Here is a 23,632-nt window from a genome sequence, read left to right as displayed (position 1 = left end):
AAAAAACTTTCTTGTACTCTAAATTGTTGGTAACGAACTTTAAAACTTACAGTTGCTACTTTGTCTTTTGCGTTTCATTTTTAAAACGTTTTACTTTTTTGTACTATTTTACAAAGGTGCAATGCTAGTAGTAGTTTTCTGTTACATCAATTTCGAATTTTATTACAGAATTTAAAGATGGCATATGATTTTTTTTGGAAGGGAAATGATAAAATGCAGTTACAGGACACGGAAACGACAGGAAATCCTTTTATTGTTGAATAATACCTACCGTAAAACCGCAACTTAAGTTTCACTGCTTAAAAAAGAGTGAAGTAACAGATTAGGAATTTAATCTTGAAAAGAGGGTGTTTTTTATTCAGCAGGGAAGTAAACGGTAAATGTTGAACCTATATTAATTTCTCCTTTTGCCTCGATGAATCCCTTGTGGTTTTCTACTATTTTTTGGCAAATAGCCAAACCAATTCCGGTTCCTTGGTACTCATTTTTGTTGTGGAGTCTATTAAAGAGTATGAAAATCTTGGTTGCGTATTCTTGCTCAAAACCAATTCCATTGTCTTTAAACGTAATCTTATAGTATTTGATATTGTTGTCAGGTAGTATTTTTGCTTCATGAGCGTCAATCATTTCGCAATTAATTTTAATAATTGGACTGCTGTTTTCTTTACTATATTTTAATGAGTTGCTTATTAAATTGATGAATAATTGTTGGATTTGGAATGAAATTACGTTCAAAGTTGGTAATTCATTACTTTCAATGCATGCCTTCTTTTCTTCAATAGTAGGAGCTAATTCTTGTTTTGCAGTTTCAAGTAGGTAATTTAAATTAGCTTCCTCAAAAATCTTTTCTGCTTTATTTATTCTTGAAAAGTGCAATAAATCTTTAATAAGAACTCGCATTCGGTTTGCAGAGGATTGAATACTCGCAACGTATTGTTGCCCAGCTGCGGATAAATTGGCGTAATCCTTACTAACTAATCTTGACATAAAAATTTCAATTTTACGCAAAGGTTCTTGTAAGTCGTGACTCGCAATGTAATTGAAAGCCGTTAGTTCTTTATTGCTACTTTCTAATTCTCTGTTGCGCTCTTCGACAAGGTTTTTGGCATAAACTTCTTCGGTTACATCACTCGTAGTCCCTATAAAGGTCTTGTTTCCCGAAGCAATATTAACGATACGTCCCAAACTTCTAAAATAGCGAATCTCATTGTCTTTTCTGATAATTCGATACGTAAAAGGAGGAAGGTCATTGTCATTTAATATGTTACTGGTGTTTTGTTTTACAAATTCTAAATCATCAGGATGTACAAATTTCAAAAAAGTTGCTCTACTAGCCTCAAAAGATTGAGGATCACAACCTATTAATCGGTATTCGTTATCAGAGAAGATATATTGGTTTGTCTCTAAATTTAATTGCCAACTTCCAAAACCACCAACTATTTCGGCAAGATTATTGGCTTCATTAGCAACAGAGAGTGTATTAATTGTTTTTCGAAGAAGTACTAAATCCCGATTCATTTTTATAAAAGCAATCGTAATTAGAATTAAGGTGACTATTAGTGTCAAATAGATGAGTAACGGGGTGTAATTCATCGTTGCTTCATAATCCTGTTGCCTGTTTTGTAATAGCATTTTCTGCGTGCTGATCATGTCTTCTATTTTGAGTCGAATAGAATCCATGGTTTGCCTACCTACAATTAAATTTCTTTTAAATGTTTCTTCATCATTTATCCCTAGTTCATGAAGATATAGTGTTTTAGAAAGACGATTTTGCTTTTTATTGATAAAGTACAGCAGTTTTTTTAAATTGCTTTGTTGGGTTCTACTATTTGCCGTCAGGGTAGAAACTCTTTTAAACGATTTTTTAACTAACGTCTTAGAATTGTAATAGGGTTCAAGAAAAATTTTATCTTTACTTAGAATATAGCCTCTTTGCCCAGTTTCGGCATCTTTTATATAAGAAATCAGGCGTTCAAGTTCAATATTTACTTCATAACTGTTATTAACGTAATCCGACGATTTTTTTAAAACCGTAATATGCTTAAACGTAATTCCGCCAATAAAAAAAATAATTGCTACCGAAACGACAAAAATTATTTTTAAAAATAGTGGTGATTTATGAAGTGGAATGTATTTCATTTTACAATCTCATTAAAAAATTATCTTTGTTTAAACCAGAAGTGTGGTATTGCCAATTTATGGTTACTACTTCCGAAAGTATTTTTTTTAAATTCTCAAAATCGCTCGGTTTTTTAATATAGATATTGGCTCCGTTTATAAAGGTCTCTTCAATATGTTCCTCCGATGATGAGGTTGAATAGATAGCAATGGCTATATCGTTGAGTCTTTCATTTTTTTTAATTTCCAATAAACATTCAACGCCATTCTTTTTCGGCATGTTCAAATCCAGAAACAATACGTTTGGCAAAACAGAATCTTCATGGTTCAGGAAATCCATTAAGGCAGCACCATCGTTGAAGGTACTTACTTTGGTGTTTATTTTTAATTCATCAAATGCATCCGTAAAAAACAATCTGTCATCTTCGTCATCGTCTGCAAGGCAAATATTTATAAAATCAGTAGTCATATACTATTGGTTTAATTGTTGTTTTTATTGGATAATTCTCTTCTTTTGGAAATAATGCGCTGGAAAGCAGATGGCGTCATTCCAGTGGTATGTTTGAATTGCGTGCTCAAATGTGCAACACTGGAATAATTCAATTGAATAGAAATTTCAGTCAAATTAAGTGGCGTGTTGATCATCAATTGTTTCGCTAATTCTATTTTTTGAATAATAATAAAATTTTCTACAGAAGTATAGGTGACTTCGGAAAAAACATTAGACAAATAGGCGTAACTAAGATTTAACTTATCTGCAATATATACGGAACTTTTTATATTTAACGGTTTGTCGCTGTTGACCATTTCAACGATAGCATCTTTTATTTTTTGAACCAAAACACTTTTTTGATTTTCAACTATTTCTATGCCATATTCTTTGAAAACAGCAGTGATTTCTTCTATTTTTTTAGAAGGTACTTTTTCTAAAAAATTGAATTCACCAAAACCGATGCTATTATATTTATATCCTAATTCTGATAGCTTTTCTTCAACAATTTTTTTTGTCAGTTGAGTATAATCAAACTTTAAATACACCTTCATAAAAATTTTGTTTAATAGTAAAGATATAGAAATGTAACTTTTAAATGCGTTGCAATTAGTATTACAAAAAAAATATTTTTATTGATTTACGCAGTAAAGCTAAGAACTTTTATCTTATTTTCAAGTCTTTCCAAAATGATATCTTTTCATTTTTAAACTTTTAGGAGTTTTTTTTGACGTCTATATTTTTAAAGTTTAATGGATTAAGTCGTATTCTAAAGGTTCGACAATCGTTAATTTTATAATTATTTTAACACTTTTGCCTCTATTTTATTTCTTTTATAAAGCGGAATAGAGTGCGAGCATTTCCAAATCGATATTTATTTTAAATAGGACTTAATCTTAATTTTCAGTTTGCATTTTTGTTTGCTGTAATTTTTGTCTTCGGGATTTATTGGAATATATATTATGCGGTAGTTTTTTGGAAAATTAAAACAAAGGCAACTTGTATTTTGATTTCATGCTATAATGCTTCAAATTTTATTGCAATAACATAACCGTTATCAATTCTATGTTTGTAATTTTGTCCCACAACTACGCAACTATGACTACACAACAACTAATTGACCAAATCAGAATAAAGAAATCATTCCTAGCGGTAGGACTGGATGTTGATTTGAATAAAATTCCACAGCATTTACTGGCATTAGAAGACCCTATTTTCGAATTCAATAAAGCGATAATTGATGCGACTCATGATTTAGCAGTGGCTTATAAGCCAAATACTGCTTTTTATGAAGCCTACGGTATTAAAGGGTGGCTTTCCTTGCAAAAAACAATTCAATACATAAATGCAACCTATCCAGATATTTTTACCATTGCTGATGCAAAACGGGGAGACATTGGAAATACGTCATCGATGTATGCCAAAGCTTTTTTTGAAGATTTGAATTTTGACAGCGTTACTGTTGCTCCTTATATGGGAAAAGATTCGGTGGAACCCTTTTTAGCATTCGAAAATAAACATACCATTATGCTGGCTTTGACGTCAAACGAAGGAGCTTTTGATTTTCAGACGCTAATCACGAATCCAGAAATTTCGGGAGGAAAAGAATTGTACAAACAAGTTTTAGAAACGTCTAAATCTTGGAAAAAAAGTGAAAACTTGATGTACGTTGTGGGCGCTACCAAAGCGGAATATTTTAGTGAAATCCGCAAAATTGTTCCAGATAGTTTCTTGCTGGTTCCCGGTGTGGGCGCTCAAGGCGGAAGTTTATCTGAAGTTTGTAAATATGGAATGAATGCAAATGTAGGTTTGCTTGTAAATTCCTCCAGAGCAATTATTTATGCTTCAAATGGAACTGATTTTGCTCAAAAAGCAAGAGCCGAAGCGTTGAAAATGCAACAGGAAATGGAAGAAATAATAAGTTTAAAGTTTAAAGATTAGCGCTTCAGGTTGTAACCAAAACATAAAACAGACAGCCTTTAATTTGGAAACATATCAGTCATGTAAGTTAAAGAATGTTAGCTTGCTAAACAATACTTAATAAGGTATAGAAGTTAAAAGCGTTCTTTACAAAGCGATGGACTTCTTAAATGAACTATTTGACTGGATACATTCATTGTAATTTAAAAACTTAAATGACTTATAAGTAGTTGGACTTATTTATTGCCGTACTATAAAAGGAGTGAAATACTATTTAACATAAAAAATTATGTAAGCATTAAACCTTAAATGACCTTATTATTGCTAAAGTTATCAGTCTTACACAAATTAAACTTCAATGACTTATATGGTAAAAAAAAATACGTCATTGTTTTATTCTTATTACTTATGTTAAACAATTTATTTTTCATAATGCTCTTATGTGTAAAAACTTCTTATTTCTTAATTTCTTAATGGTAAAAAAGCGATCTATTGATGCTTTAACACTTTAAACTTTTAACTTGAAACAAAAAACACTTATCGATCAAATTGGGACAACACATACTTTTGAAACCTCGCCTAGCCGAATCATTTCACTTGTTCCCTCACAAACGGAATTATTATATGATTTAGGTCTGGAAGAAAAAATCATCGGAATAACTAAATTCTGTGTGCATCCGTATCATTTTAAATCAACTAAGAAAAGTGTTGGCGGAACCAAGAAAGTACATTTTGAGAAAATCAGATTGCTACAGCCGGATATTATCATCTGTAATAAAGAAGAAAATACATTGGAAATGGTGGAGCAGTTGCGAAAAATTTGTCCAGTTTGGGTGACAAATATCGTAAGTATTGAAGATAATTTTCAGATGATAACCGACTTTGGTCAGCTATTCAATTGTAGAACCGAAGCGCAAAAATGGAATGATAAATTAGCTTTTGCCTGGAGCGATTTTAAAAATTACATCAAAGACAAAGAAGTGAAGAAAGTGGCTTATTTCATTTGGAAAAAACCTTTTATGGTAGCTGGTTCGGATAATTTTATTAATGAGTTATTGAAACTAAATCATTTTGAAAACATATACCAAAACAAAGGGCGCTACCCTGAAATCGAACTCAAAAAAATGCGTTTAGAAGGTGATCCAGATTTGGTTTTCCTCTCCTCAGAGCCCTATCCTTTTGCAGAGGAAGATGCCTTTGAGATTGGAAGACACACGCATCACGCCAAAACAGTATTTGTTGATGGCGAGATGTTTTCATGGTATGGAAGCAGACTGCTAAAAGCGTTTGATTATTTTAAAAAAATGCACGAAAAATTATGATTCGCAATCTTCTAAAACCAATTCTTTTTTAGTCCTGTTTGACTTTTCACTGTCTTTTTCGAAGTTGAATTTGAACTCGGAGAACATTTGGTATTCTTTTCTTAACTTTTCTATTTCACTTTTCTCTTTCAATATTCCTTTCATGGGTGCAAATTTTTGGCAAATTTACGGTATACAATTATAAATCGAGCATTATTTTTTGTTAAGATTGAGATTTAAAATTAAAGTCCTATTTTTACAAAAAAAATAAGTGATTAATTATACCATTTACGAGAATAAAAACAGCGATCAATGGGTAACTTTTGTTCACGGTGCCGGTGGAAGCTCTTCTATTTGGTTTAAACAAATACGTGATTTTAAAAAACAATATAATGTGTTGTTATTGGATTTGCGAGGTCACGGAGAATCAAAACCTACTTTAAAGGCAGCATTCAAACAGAAATATACTTTTTCGGCTTTGGCCAATGATATTCTGGAAGTCTTGGACTTTTTAAAAATTAAAAAATCACATTTTGTAGGCATTTCATTAGGGACTATTTTGATAAGACAGTTGGCAGAAATGTATCCAGAACGGGTCCAGAGTATGATTCTAGGTGGAGCGATCTTAAAAATGAATTTCCGCTCTCAAGTATTAATGCGGTTGGGGAATATGTTCAAATACGTTTTGCCGTATTTGGTTTTATATAAGTTTTTTGCTTTTGTAATTATGCCTAAAAAAAGTCACAAGCAATCTCGCGTACTTTTTATCAATGAGGCTAAGAAATTATACCAAAAAGAATTTATTAAATGGTTTAAACTAACCGCTGAAATAAATCCTATCCTAAAGTGGTTCCGACAAGTTGAATTGAATATTCCAACGCTTTATGTGATGGGTGAAGAAGATTATATGTTTTTACCATCCGTTAGAAAAGTAGTGGATAATCACTATAAATCGTCTAAACTCTTTGTCATAGAAAATTGTGGGCACGTTGTCAATGTGGAACAACCTAATGCTTTTAATAATGCTGTTCTTTCTTTTATAAAAACTGCCAAATAAAAAAAATGCCCGCATTATACATGCAGGCAATTCTTTAACTAACCAAAACCAAAATAATAAATAACCAGTTTATTACTCTGCAAAGATCACACTTAAGGAAGCCTTTTGCTGTTAAGATTTTGTTATTACTTTGTTGCACATAAGTTAACTTTTATTCCTCACAATTGAATTGATGGTTTGTATTTAAGAACTCCTATAGAGAAAACTGTGATGCAAAATCTTAACTGAAAACAAAACGGTTCTAATTCCTATGAAAACACGACAGTTTTGTTGTTGTATACCATTGTTTTTCGTTCTGCATGCAACTTTATTGCTCTTGCCAAAACCATGCGTTCTAGATCGCGCCCTTTTGTAATGAAGTCTTCTATGGAATGACTGTGAGAAACTCTCGAAATATCCTGTTCGATAATAGGGCCTTCATCTAATCCTTCGGTCACGTAATGACTTGTGGCACCAATTATTTTTACACCCCGTTTAAAAGCCGAATGATAGGGTTTTGCTCCTGGAAAGGCAGGAAGGAAAGAGTGATGAATGTTGATGATCTTGTTTTTATAAAGAGCAATTAATCCAGGAGTTATAATTTGCATGTAACGCGCCAAAACAATGAAATCAATCTTGTATTCTTGTAGTAAATCCATTTGTTTCCGTTCGCCTTCCATCTTAATTTCTTTGCTAAAAGGAACATAATGAAACGGAATCGAAAAACGCTCCGCCACAGCTCTTAACTCTTCGTGATTACTAATAATAAGTGGAATTTCAAGTTGTAATTCGCCAGCGCTGTAGCGTCCTAAAATATCATACAAACAATGGTCGTATTTAGAGACAAATAAAGCCATTTTAGGTTTGTATTCCTGCGTGTAAATTTCCCAAGACATTTTAAACGGCACAGCTAGATAAGTCTGAAAGTCCTTTTTTAGAGCATCCATATTCCAGTTTTGGGCACTGAACGTACATTCTAAACGCATAAAAAAAACATCCTCGTCTGCATCTACATGTTGGTCTAAATAAATAATATTTCCTTCAATCGAAGCAATGTAATTGGTAACTGAGGCAATAATTGCTTTTTGATCTTGGCAATGAATTAGAATTGTAATTTTTTGCATTTTACTATTTTTAGTTTTTATCCTGATGTATTTCAGAAGCTATTTCCTGCTATCCGCTAAATCTTTCCTTGTCTCGTTCCAAAAAACGAGATAAGGAAAGGATATCGCTTCTATCAGGGCTAGGGCCTTGTGTTTATCAATTATATTTATCAAAAATAACCTTATATTTTTTATAAAAAAATTGAATTTAACAGTTTAATGTTCTAAAAATAGAAATGATTTTTAGCTAGTTTTTATCCTGCAAAGCAAAAACTTTTTGCAATAAGATAGAGGTTCTCGCGCTCAAAGTCGTTCTGATGTTTTTTTCTTCCACAGCAACCATTTTAAAAACACCATTCAATGCTTGATTCGTCACATAATCCGTTAAATCAGGATTCACTTTAGTCACAAGAGGAATGCTGTTGTATTTTGTAATAATGTTAGTCCACACTTTATCAGCACCTACTTTAGTAAAAGAATTTTTAATCACAGGATTAAATTTTCCGTACAAAGCAGTCGACGTGCTATTTTGTAAATAAGCAGTAGCAGAACTTTCATTACCCATCAAAATTGTTTTGGCATCGTAAAAAGTCATGTTGCGAACCGCATCAACAAATATTGGTGTCGCTTCTTTTACTGCGTCTTCCGCGGCACGATTCAATACTTTCAATCCTTCGTCAGCTAATGAACTCAATCCAATTCTTCGCAATCCAGCATCTACTTTTCTCAATTCTTCGGGTAGTAAAATTTTTACTGCTTCATTTCTGTAAAAACCATCGGTAGCCGTCAATTTAGTTACTTGTTTTGAAACTCCGTTATTTAGCGCTTCTTTCAGTCCGCCAGCAATATCAATACCACCAACACCGGGTGTCTGTGGAAATTGATTTAAAACTTGTTGCATTTCGGCACAACCAAATAAGGAAAAGACAGTTAAAAGCAGTACAATTTTTTTCATAACTTTAATATTTAATTCGTTTTTTCAAAGATAAGCAAACACTATGCCTTTTAGTAGTAAAAATATTCCGAAAGAAAATAGTAAGCCATTTTTTAAAAGACTCAAAGGAGCTCAAAGAGCCTTCTTTAGCGTACAATAATAGGTTCCTGCTAGTGACTTATTCCTATTGTAAACCTAACTAGTTTTCACGCTCTATGGTTTGCAGCAACCATTGGATTACTATTCAAGAATAGTTGGTGATGCAATTGATAAAGAGCTTAAAAAATAGTAAAAATAAATTGCTCAGATGTTTGAAAGTAGGCCGTGTCCAAATTTTTAAAACAAGTAATATTCAAAAAAGCGAATTTGTATTATTTGCTTTTCTTCAAAGCATCTAGCAATTCTTCCAAGTCCACCACACCATAGGTTGACGAATAATCGGATACTGCGTAGGGAAGTATAAGACTGTTATTGTGAATAATCGAACCACAAGAATAGACTACATTGGGTACATATCCTTCCCGTTCCATTTCAAGTGGGGCTAATAAGGGCTCTTTTAATCTCCCAATTTCCTTGGAAGGATCATCTAGGTCAAGCAGCGAAGCGCCTAGGCAATAGCGTCTCATAGCGCCTACTCCATGTGTAATTACCAACCAGCCTTCTTTAGTCCAAAGTGGCGAGCCGCAATTTCCAATTTGGGTAAACTCCCAGGAAAAACGAGGTTCTTGAAGAATAATTGGATTGTCCCATTGTGTCCGTCGATCTGAGTACATGATGTAATTATTAACACCATCAATTCGGGAAAGCATAGCATACTTTCCCTTTATTTTTCTGGGAAATAGTGCTAAATTTTTATTTTGAGCACCGGCTCCATACAAGGGCACGACGCGAAAGCTGTAAAAGTCTTTAGTAGAAATAATTTTTGGTAATATAGCGTGACCGTTGTAAGCGGTGTAAGTGGCGATTATTCTATCTGATCCATCATCATCTAGGAAGCGCACAAAACGGGCATCTTCAATGCCGCGACTTTCAGAATCTGATATTGGAAATATAACACGTTCTGTAATATCAGAATCGTGTTTGAATTGTAAATCGTAAAATGAATCCGCCAACCAGAGTACTTCTTCGAGTGCAGTTCTTCTCTCTTGATGGATTGTGTGATCGCTTAAAGCTTTATTGAGTATGTCTTTTAAGGCAGAATACTCGAATTGATCCGGTAACTCACGCATGATTTGGGCAGAACATTGATCTGACGTATGCATTTCTGCCAATTTAACGAGAAATCGCTCTTTGCTATATAAGGTTTTATGGACTATCTCTGCTTTGTCAATGTTATTTCCAATTTTCATCACTTGGAGATCATTATTTTTATCAAGAATTCCTCTTCTAAAAACAATGGAGGAAATATGTCCTTCTCCTGTGGCACGAAACGATATAATAATTCTTTTTTCTCCATTTTGAAGATCTGATTGGTCAAAATCTTCGACCATAGAAGGATTAAAAAAGGCGGCAGATTCTATTGCATATTCCATTGTACAATAGGAGCCAATGAGCATTTTCCGCTCATCGGATAACTGGTCATAATTAATTTGCATTGCCTCAATCAAACCTCTAATCTTTTCGCAATGCCTAAAAAATGTTTGTGAAATGTTACGGTGTCTTCTAGCAAATTCACGTAGCGTATGCTCTAAGGTTTCTTGGACCTGTTTTTCGCTCAAAACCACAATATGGCTTACCATTTTTTGGGTTCTAGAATCACCATTCATAAAATACCTGGCAACCACTCTGCTGCAATCAGGCAAGAATTTTATATTTTTTCGGATAACAGGAACTCGCATAGATTCATTTTTAAAGTGAAATAGTACAGCGGTTTGTTTTACTAAGAATAAAAAGTCGTTTAAGTGTTTAACTTTAATTTGCCCAAATTTATGATTTGATGTAAAAGAAAACGGTTCAAATGAATTTTATTCATAGCATTTCTTTCTTGAATTACCAATGATTATTTGTTCGTTCAACTGATTAATAGCTCCTTGGCGAAATTTGAACAGTTAGATCCATAAATGAATAATTCCTTTGCAGAAATTATTCATACACACTTCAAACGTTACCTTATTGATGTATGGATGATTTTTAAGGCAGCTATTTTGGATACGCTATCTGCAATTACATAAACAGTATTAAAATTACAAAAAATATTTTAAATGAGCATGAATTTTCCTTTTACCTTATTGATCTTATTTTTTTTTAAGAATACAAAATGGAATGGGGTAAAAAAGAAATACTAGAAATACTTCCGTATTAATTTTTTAAAAATAAGGCACGTCGCAAGAGTATTTTGAATAGTATACCAATTCGCTATTCTATTTATAAAATGGAAGTAACTATTTGAAAGGGTTATAAATGAAAAATCTAATTTATGTGCCAAAGTAAAAGGAGGAATTGTATGTTTTACAGATAAATGATATACTTTATTGGGGCTAACTAGCAGAAGTAAGCGGTGGCAGATTTTTTTTTTGAATTAATAACAGTTGTCTGCTTTAAAATTCAAAAAATACACGCTTAAAATTCAAATTTTCAACAATAAATTTTTATTATTTTCGTAAATTGCAGTCCTAAAATCGACATTTAAATAAAAATGGAACAACAAAAACCGTATATCCCTAACAATAAAGTAAGAATTGTTACAGCAGCTGCTCTTTTTGACGGTCACGATGCCGCAATCAACATTATGCGTAGGATTATCCAATCTACAGGTGTTGAGGTAATTCATTTAGGTCACGACCGAAGCGTAGAAGAAGTAGTTAATACTGCAATTCAAGAAGATGCTAATGCCATTGCAATAACATCTTACCAAGGAGGACACAATGAATATTTTAAATATATGTACGACTTGCTTCAAGAAAAAGGAGCGGGACAAATTAAAATATTTGGAGGTGGTGGCGGAGTTATTTTGCCCTCAGAAATAGCAGAATTGCAGGCGTACGGAATTACCCGTATTTATGCACCGGATGATGGTCGAGCCATGGGATTACAAGGGATGATAAATGATTTGGTTCAACAATCGGATTATCCTATTGGAGACAAACTAAACGGAGAATTATCCCGTATTGAAGAAAAAAATCCAACAGCAATTGCTCGATTAATTTCTGCTGCAGAAAACTTTCCTGAAATAGCGAAACCGGTTTTTGAAACTATTCATAAAAATAACGAAACCTCAAAAATTCCAGTTTTAGGAATTACAGGAACAGGTGGTTCAGGAAAATCATCATTAGTAGATGAATTAGTACGTCGTTTTTTAATCGATTTTCCAGAAAAAACCATTGGTTTAATATCGGTCGATCCGTCAAAACGTAAAACAGGAGGCGCTTTATTAGGAGATAGAATTCGTATGAATGCTATCAATAATCCTAGAGTTTATATGCGTTCGTTGGCAACTCGTCAATCGAATTTAGCTTTGTCTAAATATGTTGCTGAAGCGATTCAAGTATTAAAAGCTGCAAAATATGATATTATAATTCTTGAAACTTCTGGAATTGGTCAATCGGATACCGAAATTATGGATCATTCCGATGTTTCTTTATATGTAATGACACCAGAATTTGGAGCAGCAACTCAGTTGGAAAAAATCGATATGTTAGATTTTGCTGATTTGGTTGCTTTAAATAAATTCGACAAACGTGGAGCATTAGATGCCATTCGTGATGTCAAAAAACAATACCAACGCAATCATAATTTATGGGATGCAAGTCCAGATGATATGCCAGTTTTCGGGACTATTGCTTCGCAATTTAATGATCCGGGAATGAATACGTTGTATAAATCGATCATGGATAAGATCGTTGAAAAAACAGATTCAGATTTGAAATCGACTTTTAAAATCACGCGTGAAATGAGCGAGAAAATCTTCGTAATTCCACCACATAGAACACGTTACTTATCTGAAATTGCTGAAAGTAACCGCAAATATGATGTTACGGCAGTAAGTCAAGAACAAGTGGCTCAGAAATTATATGGGATTTTCAAAACGTTAGAAACGGTCTCTGGAAAAGTACCATTAATTAATAAAGCGGGGATTGATGACGATTCAGTTTTACCAACCGCTTTAGAATCGGAAAAATCAGGTGCTGCCGAAAATAAAATATTCCTCAACCTTTTACTAAATCAATTCGATAAAGTAAAAATGGATTTGGATCCGTACAATTGGGAAATTATTTTGACTTGGGACGAAAAAGTAAATAAGTATAAAAATCCAGTGTATACGTTCAAAGTTCGTGATAGAGAAATTAAAATGGCGACACACACGGAGTCCCTTTCGCATTCTCAAATTCCGAAAATTGCGTTACCAAAATACAAAGCTTGGGGTGATATCTTGCGTTGGTGTTTGCAGGAAAATGTTCCTGGAGAATTTCCTTTTACCGCAGGTTTATATCCTTTCAAACGTGAAGGAGAAGATCCTTCTCGAATGTTTGCAGGAGAAGGTGGGCCAGAAAGAACGAACAAACGTTTTCATTACGTAAGTGCAGGATTGCCTGCAAAACGATTGTCAACTGCTTTTGATAGCGTGACTTTATACGGTAATGATCCTCACGTTCGTCCGGATATTTATGGAAAAATCGGTAATGCCGGAGTTTCAATTTGCTGTTTGGACGATGCCAAGAAATTATATTCTGGTTTCGATTTGGTTCATGCTATGACCTCTGTGAGTATGACTATTAATGGACCGGCGCCTATGTTATTAGGCTTTTTCATGAATGCGGCAATTGATCAGCAATGTGAATTCTACATCAAAGAAAATGGTCTTGAAAAAGAAGTTGAAGCAAAAATAAACAAAATATACAAATACAAAGGAGTCGAAAGACCACATTATCAGGGAGATTTACCTTCAGGAAATAACGGTTTAGGATTACTGCTTTTGGGCGTTACCGGAGATCAGGTTTTACCTTTGGAAGTGTATAACGAAATAAAAGCTAGAACGTTATCTCAAGTTCGTGGAACGGTTCAGGCTGATATTTTAAAAGAAGACCAAGCACAAAATACTTGTATTTTCTCTACGGAATTTGCGTTGCGCTTGATGGGTGACGTGCAGGAATATTTTATTACCAAGAATGTTAGAAACTTCTATTCGGTATCTATTTCAGGATATCACATTGCCGAAGCGGGTGCAAATCCAATTACACAATTGGCTTTCACACTTTCCAATGGGTTCACGTATGTGGAATATTATTTGAGTCGTGGAATGAACATCAATGATTTTGGACCCAACTTATCGTTCTTTTTCTCGAATGGTGTCGATCCTGAATATGCAGTAATTGGTCGTGTAGCGCGTAAAATTTGGGCAAAAGCCATGAAGAATAAATATGGCGCTAATGAAAGAGCCCAAATGTTGAAATACCACATTCAAACATCAGGACGTTCGTTGCATGCACAGGAAATTGATTTCAACGATATTCGTACGACTTTGCAAGCCTTATATGCCATTTACGACAACTGTAATTCATTGCATACCAATGCGTATGATGAAGCAATTACAACGCCAACAGAAGAATCAGTGCGTCGTGCCATGGCGATTCAGTTGATTATCAATAAAGAATTAGGTTTGGCCAAAAACGAAAACCCAATTCAAGGTGCTTTCATTATCGAAGAATTAACAGACTTAGTGGAAGCTGCAGTTTTACTAGAATTCGACCGAATTACCGAACGTGGTGGCGTACTTGGTGCTATGGAAACGATGTACCAAAGAAGTAAAATTCAAGAAGAAAGCTTGTATTATGAAACGTTGAAACATACCGGTGAATTTCCAATTATTGGTGTCAATACATTCTTGAGTTCTAAAGGTTCACCAACTGTTATTCCAGCTGAAGTAATTCGTGCCACAGAAGAAGAAAAACAATATCAAATTGATATGTTAACTCATTTACACCAAGCGAATCAGGATTTGGTAAATGAACATTTAAATACGCTTCAGGAAGCTGCCATTAAAAATGAAAATTTATTTGAACATTTAATGGAAGCAACTAAGGTTTGTTCTTTGGGGCAAATCACTTCGGCTTTATTTGAAGTAGGCGGTCAGTATAGAAGAAATATGTAAGCAGAGAACCACTTTTTTGCTCTGCAAAAAAGTGTGTGAATCGCTTATCCCGATTTTTATCGGGATCTATTCAAGCAAAAAGTGTGTGAATCGCTTATCCCGATTTTTATCGGGATCTATTCAAGCAAAAAGTGTGTGAATCGCTTAACCCGCTTTCGGGCGGGATCTTTTTCAATAATAAAAGATGAATCGCTTATCCCGCTTTTTATCGGGATCTGATCAATAATAAAAGATGAATCGTTTATCTCGATTTTTATAGGGATCTTTTCAAGAAAAGTGTGTGTATCAGTTATCCCAATTTTTATCGGGATGTATTCAAGAAATAAATATCGATTACGATATTATAAAAAATGCGGAAATAATTTTCCGCATTTTTTTTTGTTTAAAGGCTAAAAAATTTATTCAACTTGCTGTTGCTTTCCTTCTTTAATTTGTTCTACTAATTTTTTATTAAATGCTGGTAAATCATCAGGATTTCGGCTTGTAACAAGGCCTCTGTCTACAATTACTTCTTTATCATGCCATTCTGCGCCTGCGTTAATTAAGTCAATCTTTATAGAAGGATAAGACGTCATTTTTCTTCCTTTGACTAGATTGGCGCTTATCAAAATTTGAGGCCCATGGCAAATTGCAGCTACTGGTTTTCCTTCTTTGAAAAAGTCTTTTATGAAATGCAAAGCAGCTTCATTTGTTCGTAATTTATCTGGATTTATTACACCGCCGGGTAGCACTAGTGCATCGTAATCGCTAGCCTTTACATTGTTTACAAGTTGGTCGACTTTATAATCTTTCCCCCAATCTGTTTTGGCCCATGCTTTTATAGTTCCGTTTTCGGGACTAATAATTTCTGCTTTCCATCCTTGCTGCTCTAAATATTCTTTTGGCGAACTTAATTCAACTTCTTCAAATCCATTTGTGGCTAAAATAGCTATTCTCTTTTCCATATTCTTTTAATTTATAGAGGTGTTAATATTCTAAAATTACAAATTATATGCTGCTGTAGTTCACAAAGAGGTCTTAAAATAAATATAATGTTTGATAAAGTTGCGTGAAATAGGCGTGTGCGCCAAGGAGATTTTTATTTTATTTTATTTAATTTGACATACCCAATATGCAAAGTATCTTGCTGGCAATTTATTTCATATTTCGTGATTTTTATCGAATATAAACTTCTGAAATGCACTGAAAGCATGTCTGCAACATTGTAAATATCATCTACATCAATTCCGTATTGATCATCAATATGTGAAGGTGCTTCTTTGAAACCGCAATGCTTGTAAAATGCAGTTTTTTTTGATTTTTTTGCTGCTAATGCTAAAGTAGGAGCAACTGTAATCATCTTATAATGGTATTCTTCAAATTCATTTTCTTTATAACCTCCTAAATTGATGAAAAATAACTGTTCCGATGGCGCAGTTATTGCATTTTTGTTGGGGATTATTTCAATCAAGAAGTCATCCACTACCGTTACTTCTCGCCAAGCATCAATATGAATTTTTCCTTTGGCTTCAGGCCAAAAAGTTTTCATGTGAGGTACCAATTCTTTCAAGGAACTACCGATTCCGAAAAAAATATCATGCTGCTCTGTAAACCGTCCTTCTGGCACACAGCCTAGCATTATCATGTATAATTTAAGTTTCTGTTCCATAATTCAAAAGTACAAAATTCTTCACAATAAAATTTGGCACAATTCATGGATAGTGTTTTTTAATATAAATTATAAAAACGATAAAGAATGAAAAAAATTACCTTATTTTTAGTTTTCATCGGGATGATGGCACTACAAAGTTGTGAAATAACAGAAGTATATGACAATACGGATAATAGCCCAAGAACAGAAGTTTTTGAAGTGACGACTTCATTTAATTTCAATAATAATTATAGTAGATTGGTCGTTTTTGATCCACCAATTTATTCCTCGGATTCTGTTTTAGTTTACCATTTATATGATGTAGTAAATGGACAAGATGTTTGGAAGTTAATGCCTCAAACGTATTATTTTAATGATGGTGGAGCACTAGATTTCAATTTTGATTATTCTAGATTTAACGTGAATATCTTTTTGTCGGCTAATTTCAGTCTGAATACATTGCCGTCTAGTTGGACACAAAATCAAACTTTTAGAATTGTTATCATACCAGATGGATTTGCTAAAACGATTAATAAAAACAATATTGATTCCGTAATGTCTGCATTAAAAGTTGATGGGAATAGTGTTAAGAAAATCAATTTGTAGGGATGAATTTTAACAATAAAAAAAGGAAATCGAGAGATTTCCTTTTTTTATTGTTTGTACTTTTTTTGTTTTATACCATTTCTTTACTGCTCTTTCTAAGTGACGCAATAATTCCTGCGATAAGGGAAACGGCTATAAAAGCGAGTGACACCCATTCTGGCAATTTTAGATAATCATGGAGTAGCATTTTAACACCTACAAAAGTTAAGATGGCAATTAGACTGTACTCTAAATGAGCAAATTTGTCTAGCATGTGAGCCAGAAAGAAATACATAGAACGCAATCCTAAAATGGCAAAGATATTAGAACTAAAAACTAAGAAAGGATCACTTGTTATGGCTAAAATTGCAGGAACACTATCAATCGCAAAAACGACATCCATAACTTCAATTACGATTAGCGCAACAAATAGAGGAGTAGCGGCTGTAATATGTCTTCTTTTTACAAAGAAATGCTCTCCATCAATGTGATTAGAAATTGGCATGACTTTTTTCAGCACTTTATAAATGAATGATTTTTTTGGTTCAAATTTTTCGTCTTCTCCACTAAATAACATTTTCATGGCGGTGTAAATTAGAAAACCTCCAAAAATATAGGTCATCCATGAGAATTTGTTAATCAATAAAACTCCAAAATAGATCATCAGACCTCTAAAGACTATAGCGCCAAGAATTCCCCAAAATAGTACTCTATGTTGGTATTTTTGCGGAATTTTAAAGGCAGAAAAAATAATAGCGATAACAAAAATATTATCAATACTAAGGGATAATTCTATCAAATAGCCCGTAATGAACTTTATTGATGCGGCAGCAGGTTTTAAAGAATCTGGATTGGCAATATAATCCGTAGTGTAAAGCCAGTAAATTACTCCAGAGAACATAAAAGATAATGTCACCCATATTGCGGTCCATTTGCCGGCCTCTTTGGAACTTATAATGTGTGGTGTTTTATTAAAAACTCCCAAATCTAGAGCTAAAAAAATCAAAACAGCAGTTAAAAAAGAAATCCAGACAATCATAAATTTTAGGTATTTAAATTTTTGCGTAAAGATACTTTTTGATTGTTTAACTTAACTAGAAATTTTAAGGAAAAGTTACTGACTTTTTACTCTTTTGGTTTTTTTATCAAATCTATCACTTTCGAAAATAACGGCTTTAAAATTACTAAGTTGTGATTTTAAGTATATTTTTTTGTTGATTTCGTAAATTTAGGTCTTTGGCCCATAAAAATTAGAGGCAAAATTTCTTAAAAGTAATAATTAAATTATATTTGCATCAAAATAATAGGGGTCTAATTAATTAAAAACAATTTTTATGTCAACATTACGTTTTCAAGCTTTGAGAGAAGCATCGACCAGAAAGCCAGTTAAATTTGAAGAATCTGATAGAAAATCTACTATTTTTGGTTCAAATGTCTTTAATGACAAAGCAATGAAGCAGTTTTTGACTTCTGATGCTTTTAAAGGAGTTCGCGATGCAGTTCAGCATGGAACTAAAATAGACAGAAAATTAGCGGATTATATCGCTATGGGTATGAAAGAGTGGGCTTTATCTAAAGGAGTAACTCATTATACGCACTGGTTTCAACCACTTACAGGTACAACAGCAGAGAAACATGATGCTTTTTTTGAGACATCTTATGACGGTAGCGATCCTGTTGAAAAATTTGGTGGTGCTCAATTGGTACAACAAGAACCGGATGCTTCCAGTTTCCCAAATGGTGGAATTAGAAATACATTTGAAGCAAGAGGATATACTGCCTGGGATCCAACCTCGCCAGCATTTATTTTTGGAACTACTTTATGTATTCCAACTGTTTTTATTTCGTACACCGGAGAGGCTTTAGATTATAAGACACCTTTATTGCGTGCCCTTATGGTTATGGATGATGCTGCTACCGAAGTATGTAAATATTTTGATAAAAATGTAAAAAAAGTTACTGCAACTTTAGGTTGGGAACAAGAATATTTTTTAGTAGACAGAGCGCTAGCAAATTCTCGTCCTGATCTTATTATGACAGGAAGAACTTTGTTAGGACATACTTCTGCAAAAGGGCAACAATTAGACGACCATTATTTTGGATCTATTCCAACTCGCGCCTTGACTTACATGAGAGATTTGGAACAAGAATGTATGTTGTTAGGAATTCCAGTAAAAACACGTCATAATGAAGTAGCGCCAAATCAATTTGAATTAGCGCCTATTTTTGAAGAAACAAACTTGGCTGTGGATCACAACTGTTTGTTGATGGATGTAATGCAAAAAGTAGCTGAACGTCACGAATTGAAAGTGTTATTCCATGAAAAACCTTTCAAAGGAGTGAATGGTTCAGGAAAACACAATAACTGGTCTTTAGCTACTGATACGGGTGTAAACTTGTTGAGTCCTAGTAAAACGCCAATGAGTAATTTGCAGTTTTTGACATTCTTTATTAATACCATAAAAGCGGTAAATGATAATGAGTCACTATTGAGAGCTGCTATTGCTTCAGCAAGTAATGATCATAGATTAGGAGCTAATGAAGCGCCGCCGGCAATCATCTCTGTATTTATTGGTGGACAATTGACTAAAGTTTTAGCGGAATTAGAAGGGGTGACTACCGGTAAATTATCTCCAGAAGAAAAAACAGATCTAAAATTAAACGTAGTAGGAAAAATTCCAGACGTTCTTTTAGACAACACTGATAGAAATAGAACGTCACCTTTTGCTTTTACAGGAAATAAATTTGAGTTTAGAGCAGTAGGATCTACGGCGAACTGCTCGAATGCAATGACCACTCTAAACGCTATTGTTGCAAAACAACTTAGAGATTTTAAAGTTGAAGTTGATGCTTTGATTGATTCTAAAGACATGAAGAAAGATGATGCGATCTTCAATGTTTTAAGAGAGTACATTAAACAATCTAAAAAAATCCTTTTTGAAGGAGACGGTTATAGTGAAGAATGGGAAATTGAAGCTGCAAAAAGAGGTTTGAGTAATTTCAAAACGACGCCTGAAGCTTTAAAAGCAAGAATTTCTAAACAATCTTTAGATCTGTTTTCTGAATTGAATATTATGAATCATATTGAAGTAGAAGCTCGATACGAAATTGAATTAGAGGAATATACCAAGAAAATCCAAATTGAAGGTCGCGTTTTAGGTGATATTTCAAAAAATCACGTTATACCAACTGCAATTCGTTATCAAAATACGCTGATTGCTAATGTAAAAGGACTAAAAGACATTTTTGGAGCAGATTTTGAAACAATAGCTAAAGAGCAAATTGTTTTGATAAAAGAAATTTCAGGTCATATAGAAGGAATCAACTCTAAAGTACAAGAGATGACTAACGAGAGAAAGAGTGCTAATAATTTGACTGATGCACAGGAAATGGCTGAAGCATATTGCAATAAAGTAAAACCTTATTTTGAAATTATTAGAAATCATTGTGATAAATTAGAGTTGTTGGTAGACAATGAAATCTGGACTTTAACTAAATATAGAGAATTATTATTTACGAAGTAATAAGTAGTTTTTCTAAAATTTCTAAATGCCTTTCCTTTTTGGAGAGGCATTTTTTTATCTCAAAACTTTTCATCAATCAAAATAACAATATTAGGTCTAGTTAGTAAGGAGTAGTAATGTTTTGATTTTATTTTTAAATGATTTCAATTAGAGATATAAAATAGGTTTCATTTATTAGAGTTTCAAATGTAAAAGTACATACTATCTTTTTTTGATATTTAGAACTTGAGGATGATAACGGAGCTATTGAATGTCTTAAAATGTATTCCTAAAGTTTTCTTCGCTTTATCTTGTTGTTTTCATATTATAGTTCTTACTAAATATAGTATAAATAAGAGGAATTTTGGCAATATAATATTAAGTAGTACTTTTCTTGTTTATAAATTTTGATAAAACGTAGTTTATCGATACAGAATTACATTTCATCGAAAATTAGTTTAATTGCATGAAAAACAAGTATTTATACGTGGTTGTTTTTAATTATGTTTTATATCTTTGATATGTAGTTAAAAAATAGAGGCTATTATTAATACTAAAAGTCTTGTTATTTATTACACAAAAAAAGAGGTTCCCAAATCACTTTTTTTAAACCTACATGATAATTTGTATTAACAACCAATTAAATATATTTATTATGAAAAAAGTAATTTTGAGCATCTCCGCGATGCTAGTAGGTTCATTGGCTTTTGCACAAGGGAACGTAAGTATGGTGAACCAAGTAGGAACTGCAAATGCAGGCTTAGTAATGCAAGTTGGAATGCAAAACGATTCAGATGTTTTGCAGTTAGGAGTGGCCAACTTAGCAATTATTGATCAAGATGGTAGATTCAATGAATCTGATACCAATCAAGGAGGGTTTTTAAACCTTGCAGATGTTGAGCAAGATGGCCGTCGCAATGATGCTTACATTGGACAACTTGGCTTTGCAAATGCTGCTTTTATTGACCAAAATGGTAGAAGAAATGATGCCGTTACTGGGCAATTAGGAGAGTTTAATTATTCTCAAACTACTCAATTAGGAAGAGATAATTCCTCAACAACATTACAGTTTATTGTGGGAAACAGTTCAAATGTAATGCAAATTGGAGACGGAAATAGTTCTGATGTATTGCAAGTTGGATTTTTTAACGATGCCAATGTATATCAATTAGGAGATGATAATTCAGCTCTTACGGTTCAATTTGGAGCTGACAATACTTCTTACATTAATCAATATGGAACTTCTAACGCTGCTTGGACTTTTCAAACTGGTAATGATCACATGAGTACTGTGAACCAATGGGGACTTGGAAATTTAAGTATTGTAATGCAATCGAACTAAATTTCATACTTATAAAGGGGATGGAGTTGAAGTATCAGCTCTATCCCTTTTTTATTAAAAAAAAATTATCTAAGAATAATTCGGTTGAATTTTTTCTTTTCAGACCAAGTTTTTCAAAATTCTCCTACCTAAATTCTTTTTTATTTTTTGAGTTTAGTTCTATGATTCGTTTTTGTAATTATTTTCAGAATCTACTATTTTATGTGTTTGACAATAAATTAACAAGTCATGAAATCAAAAATTTACACTACGCTTTTTATCATTGCATTTTTAAATGTCAGTTACGTAAAAGCACAAGTTCTTCAAACAAATACTTCTTCAGGTATTTATGAACTGATAGATAAAACGACACTTTCTAAATTTAATGATGGTGCCATTGGCCAAACTCAACTATTAGATAATTATCTTCAAAATAATAATTTAATACAAGTACAACAGGTAGGCTTTAATAATTATGCGACTGTTACTATAAAGTCCGAAAATTATGAAATCGCCGTAAACCAGAATGGATTTAATAATTATTTAGATATGTATAAGAATACGGGTGATCTAAATCAGTTCGTTTCACAATCGGGATCTAATAATTTTATAAGTGATTTTTCTTTGTACTCGGGTTCTGCTATTGACATGTCTATAAATCAGGAAGGAAATAATCTTACGTTGTTTAATAACGGTACAAATTCTATTTCAAAGGATTTAAAAATTACTCAGACTGGAAACTCAGGGACTATCTACATATTTAATCATTAGGTTATGAAATCAAGTAAGTATAAGATCATTCTCCTTTTCTTTTTTAATATAGGGTTTTGTTTTTCTCAGAATATTAATAAGGACATTAAACCAAAAATAGAAGTCGAAGAAATAGAAAATACACTTTCGGCAACAGCAACAGTAGAAAATTTAAAATCTGAATTTAGAAATATTTCATTCAAACTTACTGTTTTTAAGAAAAATAAGGCAAATGCTAATAGATCTGACAATGCACAGGAAGGTCGTGCTACATTAGAGCCGATTCAAAAAGTTAGCCTTTCTAAAACACAGGTTAGCAGGGGGGCACAAGATCAGATTATTATATTGTTATTGATTTATGATGAGGATAATAAAATAATAGGGAAAGATCGTGTTGTTTTTGGTGGAGAAGATGAAGCTAAAGTAACTGTAATAAGGCCTAATGATGGACTGGAAATGATAGGGATTGTCGCTAATGAAACAAAAACAAAATTAGGTTCTGATTTCTACGATTTATTTTACTCGGAATTTTCCAAATTGAATATCAAATCTCAAAAAATAATTACACTACAAGAGGAGTTGTCATTTGGTCGAACTACCAAAATAACCGTGAAAGTAGATAGTGATATTATTGAAGAATTCAATGCTAGGCCGGATGAAGATTTTCTAAAATATATGGCTGAAACTTCTTCTGCTAAAATATTTAAATATTTTAAAAATATTGAAAAAAACGCCAAATTTATTACGCATTATTGATTAGTTGTAATACGCTGTCACCATAAATATGAGAAAGATATTCAATGCTAAACTAATTAAATTTTACAGTTGTTTAGTTTTTAAAAATCTTCAAAAT

Annotated in this window: 19 protein-coding genes; 9 read left to right on the top strand and 10 right to left on the bottom strand. The window is 32.9% G+C overall.

Annotated features, from left to right (window positions below):
* Positions 1-354: 354 nt before the first annotated feature.
* From E0F91_RS14150 to E0F91_RS14140, 3 genes are read right to left on the bottom strand one after another with little or no spacing between them, the layout of a single operon-like run.
* Complete coding sequence (locus E0F91_RS14150) at positions 355-2,139, bottom strand: sensor histidine kinase (RefSeq protein ID WP_132067104.1); 1,785 nt, start codon at positions 2,137-2,139, stop codon at positions 355-357.
* A 1-nt stretch (position 2,140) separates the two neighbouring features.
* Complete coding sequence (locus E0F91_RS14145) at positions 2,141-2,587, bottom strand: response regulator (protein WP_132067103.1); 447 nt, start codon at positions 2,585-2,587, stop codon at positions 2,141-2,143.
* A gap of 11 nt (positions 2,588-2,598) precedes the next feature.
* Positions 2,599-3,162, bottom strand: a complete 564-nt coding sequence (locus tag E0F91_RS14140) for a helix-turn-helix domain-containing protein (protein WP_132067102.1) — start codon at positions 3,160-3,162, stop codon at positions 2,599-2,601.
* A gap of 544 nt (positions 3,163-3,706) precedes the next feature.
* Between E0F91_RS14140 and pyrF the strand changes: the two genes are divergently transcribed.
* Both pyrF and E0F91_RS14130 read left to right on the top strand, forming a co-directional pair.
* Positions 3,707-4,549, top strand: a complete 843-nt coding sequence (gene pyrF / locus E0F91_RS14135; RefSeq protein ID WP_132067101.1) for an orotidine-5'-phosphate decarboxylase — start codon at positions 3,707-3,709, stop codon at positions 4,547-4,549.
* 500 nt (positions 4,550-5,049) lie between these two features.
* On the top strand, positions 5,050-5,850 hold the full coding sequence (locus E0F91_RS14130) for an ABC transporter substrate-binding protein (RefSeq protein ID WP_165930141.1): 801 nt from the start codon (positions 5,050-5,052) through the stop codon (positions 5,848-5,850).
* Here E0F91_RS14130 and E0F91_RS17775 read toward each other — a convergent pair.
* Positions 5,845-5,994 (bottom strand): hypothetical protein, encoded by a 150-nt coding sequence (locus E0F91_RS17775; protein WP_165930140.1) that lies wholly within the window; start codon positions 5,992-5,994, stop codon positions 5,845-5,847. The two genes, E0F91_RS14130 and E0F91_RS17775, sit on opposite strands and share 6 nt — an antisense overlap.
* 106 nt (positions 5,995-6,100) lie before the next feature.
* Here E0F91_RS17775 and E0F91_RS14125 point away from each other — a divergent pair, with 106 nt between their 5' ends.
* Positions 6,101-6,886: an alpha/beta fold hydrolase gene (locus tag E0F91_RS14125; protein ID WP_132067100.1), complete on the top strand. Its 786-nt coding sequence runs from the start codon at positions 6,101-6,103 to the stop codon at positions 6,884-6,886.
* Between the two features lie 248 nt (positions 6,887-7,134).
* On the opposite strand, the gene purU is transcribed toward E0F91_RS14125, so the two are convergent.
* From purU to E0F91_RS14110, 3 genes are all read right to left on the bottom strand, one after another.
* Positions 7,135-7,989 carry a formyltetrahydrofolate deformylase gene (gene purU, locus E0F91_RS14120; protein ID WP_132067099.1) on the bottom strand — a complete coding sequence of 285 codons (855 nt, stop codon included), beginning with the start codon at positions 7,987-7,989 and terminating at the stop codon, positions 7,135-7,137.
* Positions 7,990-8,215: 226 nt separating this feature from the next.
* A complete protein-coding gene (locus tag E0F91_RS14115) occupies positions 8,216-8,923 on the bottom strand; it encodes a DUF4197 domain-containing protein (protein ID WP_132067098.1) in 708 nt (235 codons plus the stop codon).
* Positions 8,924-9,273: 350 nt separating this feature from the next.
* Positions 9,274-10,740 (bottom strand): glycoside hydrolase family 130 protein, encoded by a 1,467-nt coding sequence (locus tag E0F91_RS14110; RefSeq protein ID WP_132067097.1) that lies wholly within the window; start codon positions 10,738-10,740, stop codon positions 9,274-9,276.
* A gap of 797 nt (positions 10,741-11,537) precedes the next feature.
* Between E0F91_RS14110 and E0F91_RS14105 the strand changes: the two genes are divergently transcribed.
* Complete coding sequence (locus E0F91_RS14105) at positions 11,538-14,990, top strand: methylmalonyl-CoA mutase family protein (protein ID WP_132067096.1); 3,453 nt, start codon at positions 11,538-11,540, stop codon at positions 14,988-14,990.
* Between the two features lie 398 nt (positions 14,991-15,388).
* Here E0F91_RS14105 and E0F91_RS14100 read toward each other — a convergent pair whose 3' ends face one another.
* Positions 15,389-15,934, bottom strand: coding sequence for a type 1 glutamine amidotransferase domain-containing protein (locus tag E0F91_RS14100; protein WP_132067095.1), 546 nt, complete (start codon positions 15,932-15,934; stop codon positions 15,389-15,391).
* 134 nt (positions 15,935-16,068) lie between these two features.
* On the bottom strand, positions 16,069-16,638 hold the full coding sequence (locus E0F91_RS14095) for a DUF1543 domain-containing protein (RefSeq protein WP_132067094.1): 570 nt from the start codon (positions 16,636-16,638) through the stop codon (positions 16,069-16,071).
* An 87-nt stretch (positions 16,639-16,725) separates the two neighbouring features.
* Here E0F91_RS14095 and E0F91_RS14090 point away from each other — a divergent pair, with 87 nt between their 5' ends.
* On the top strand, positions 16,726-17,226 hold the full coding sequence (locus tag E0F91_RS14090; protein ID WP_132067093.1) for a hypothetical protein: 501 nt from the start codon (positions 16,726-16,728) through the stop codon (positions 17,224-17,226).
* A gap of 70 nt (positions 17,227-17,296) precedes the next feature.
* Here E0F91_RS14090 and E0F91_RS14085 read toward each other — a convergent pair whose 3' ends face one another.
* The gene (locus E0F91_RS14085; RefSeq protein ID WP_132067092.1) at positions 17,297-18,244 is read right to left on the bottom strand and encodes a TerC family protein; all 948 of its coding nucleotides are present in this window, start codon (positions 18,242-18,244) and stop codon (positions 17,297-17,299) included.
* A gap of 295 nt (positions 18,245-18,539) precedes the next feature.
* Here E0F91_RS14085 and E0F91_RS14080 point away from each other — a divergent pair, with 295 nt between their 5' ends.
* The 4 genes from E0F91_RS14080 to E0F91_RS14065 all read left to right on the top strand — a co-directional run bounded on the left by E0F91_RS14080 (position 18,540) and on the right by E0F91_RS14065 (position 23,535).
* Positions 18,540-20,729, top strand: a complete 2,190-nt coding sequence (locus tag E0F91_RS14080) for a glutamine synthetase III family protein (RefSeq protein ID WP_132067091.1) — start codon at positions 18,540-18,542, stop codon at positions 20,727-20,729.
* Positions 20,730-21,363: 634 nt separating this feature from the next.
* Positions 21,364-22,050, top strand: a complete 687-nt coding sequence (locus tag E0F91_RS14075; RefSeq protein ID WP_165930139.1) for a hypothetical protein — start codon at positions 21,364-21,366, stop codon at positions 22,048-22,050.
* A gap of 228 nt (positions 22,051-22,278) precedes the next feature.
* The gene (locus E0F91_RS14070; protein ID WP_132067089.1) at positions 22,279-22,800 is read left to right on the top strand and encodes a hypothetical protein; all 522 of its coding nucleotides are present in this window, start codon (positions 22,279-22,281) and stop codon (positions 22,798-22,800) included.
* Between the two features lie 3 nt (positions 22,801-22,803).
* The gene (locus E0F91_RS14065; protein ID WP_132067088.1) at positions 22,804-23,535 is read left to right on the top strand and encodes a CsgE family curli-type amyloid fiber assembly protein; all 732 of its coding nucleotides are present in this window, start codon (positions 22,804-22,806) and stop codon (positions 23,533-23,535) included.
* Positions 23,536-23,632: the final 97 nt, after the last annotated feature.

The organism is Flavobacterium sandaracinum, from assembly GCF_004349135.1.
Classification (GTDB): domain Bacteria; phylum Bacteroidota; class Bacteroidia; order Flavobacteriales; family Flavobacteriaceae; genus Flavobacterium; species Flavobacterium sandaracinum.
Note: the sequence above shows the minus strand (reverse complement) of the source record. Positions and strands in the feature narration are given on the sequence as shown.

Bases quoted from the DNA above. Each gene is read 5' to 3' on its own strand.
- E0F91_RS14150 (WP_132067104.1), bottom strand. From the start codon at position 2,139: ATGAAATACATTCCACTTCATAAATCACCACTATTTTTAAAAATAATT.
- E0F91_RS14145 (WP_132067103.1), bottom strand. From the start codon at position 2,587: ATGACTACTGATTTTATAAATATTTGCCTTGCAGACGATGACGAAGAT.
- E0F91_RS14140 (WP_132067102.1), bottom strand. From the start codon at position 3,162: ATGAAGGTGTATTTAAAGTTTGATTATACTCAACTGACAAAAAAAATT.
- pyrF (WP_132067101.1), top strand. From the start codon at position 3,707: ATGACTACACAACAACTAATTGACCAAATCAGAATAAAGAAATCATTC.
- E0F91_RS17775 (WP_165930140.1), bottom strand. From the start codon at position 5,994: ATGAAAGGAATATTGAAAGAGAAAAGTGAAATAGAAAAGTTAAGAAAA.
- purU (WP_132067099.1), bottom strand. From the start codon at position 7,989: ATGCAAAAAATTACAATTCTAATTCATTGCCAAGATCAAAAAGCAATT.
- E0F91_RS14115 (WP_132067098.1), bottom strand. From the start codon at position 8,923: ATGAAAAAAATTGTACTGCTTTTAACTGTCTTTTCCTTATTTGGTTGT.
- E0F91_RS14110 (WP_132067097.1), bottom strand. From the start codon at position 10,740: ATGCGAGTTCCTGTTATCCGAAAAAATATAAAATTCTTGCCTGATTGC.
- E0F91_RS14105 (WP_132067096.1), top strand. From the start codon at position 11,538: ATGGAACAACAAAAACCGTATATCCCTAACAATAAAGTAAGAATTGTT.
- E0F91_RS14100 (WP_132067095.1), bottom strand. From the start codon at position 15,934: ATGGAAAAGAGAATAGCTATTTTAGCCACAAATGGATTTGAAGAAGTT.
- E0F91_RS14095 (WP_132067094.1), bottom strand. From the start codon at position 16,638: ATGGAACAGAAACTTAAATTATACATGATAATGCTAGGCTGTGTGCCA.
- E0F91_RS14090 (WP_132067093.1), top strand. From the start codon at position 16,726: ATGAAAAAAATTACCTTATTTTTAGTTTTCATCGGGATGATGGCACTA.
- E0F91_RS14085 (WP_132067092.1), bottom strand. From the start codon at position 18,244: ATGATTGTCTGGATTTCTTTTTTAACTGCTGTTTTGATTTTTTTAGCT.
- E0F91_RS14080 (WP_132067091.1), top strand. From the start codon at position 18,540: ATGTCAACATTACGTTTTCAAGCTTTGAGAGAAGCATCGACCAGAAAG.
- E0F91_RS14075 (WP_165930139.1), top strand. From the start codon at position 21,364: ATGAAAAAAGTAATTTTGAGCATCTCCGCGATGCTAGTAGGTTCATTG.
- E0F91_RS14070 (WP_132067089.1), top strand. From the start codon at position 22,279: ATGAAATCAAAAATTTACACTACGCTTTTTATCATTGCATTTTTAAAT.
- E0F91_RS14065 (WP_132067088.1), top strand. From the start codon at position 22,804: ATGAAATCAAGTAAGTATAAGATCATTCTCCTTTTCTTTTTTAATATA.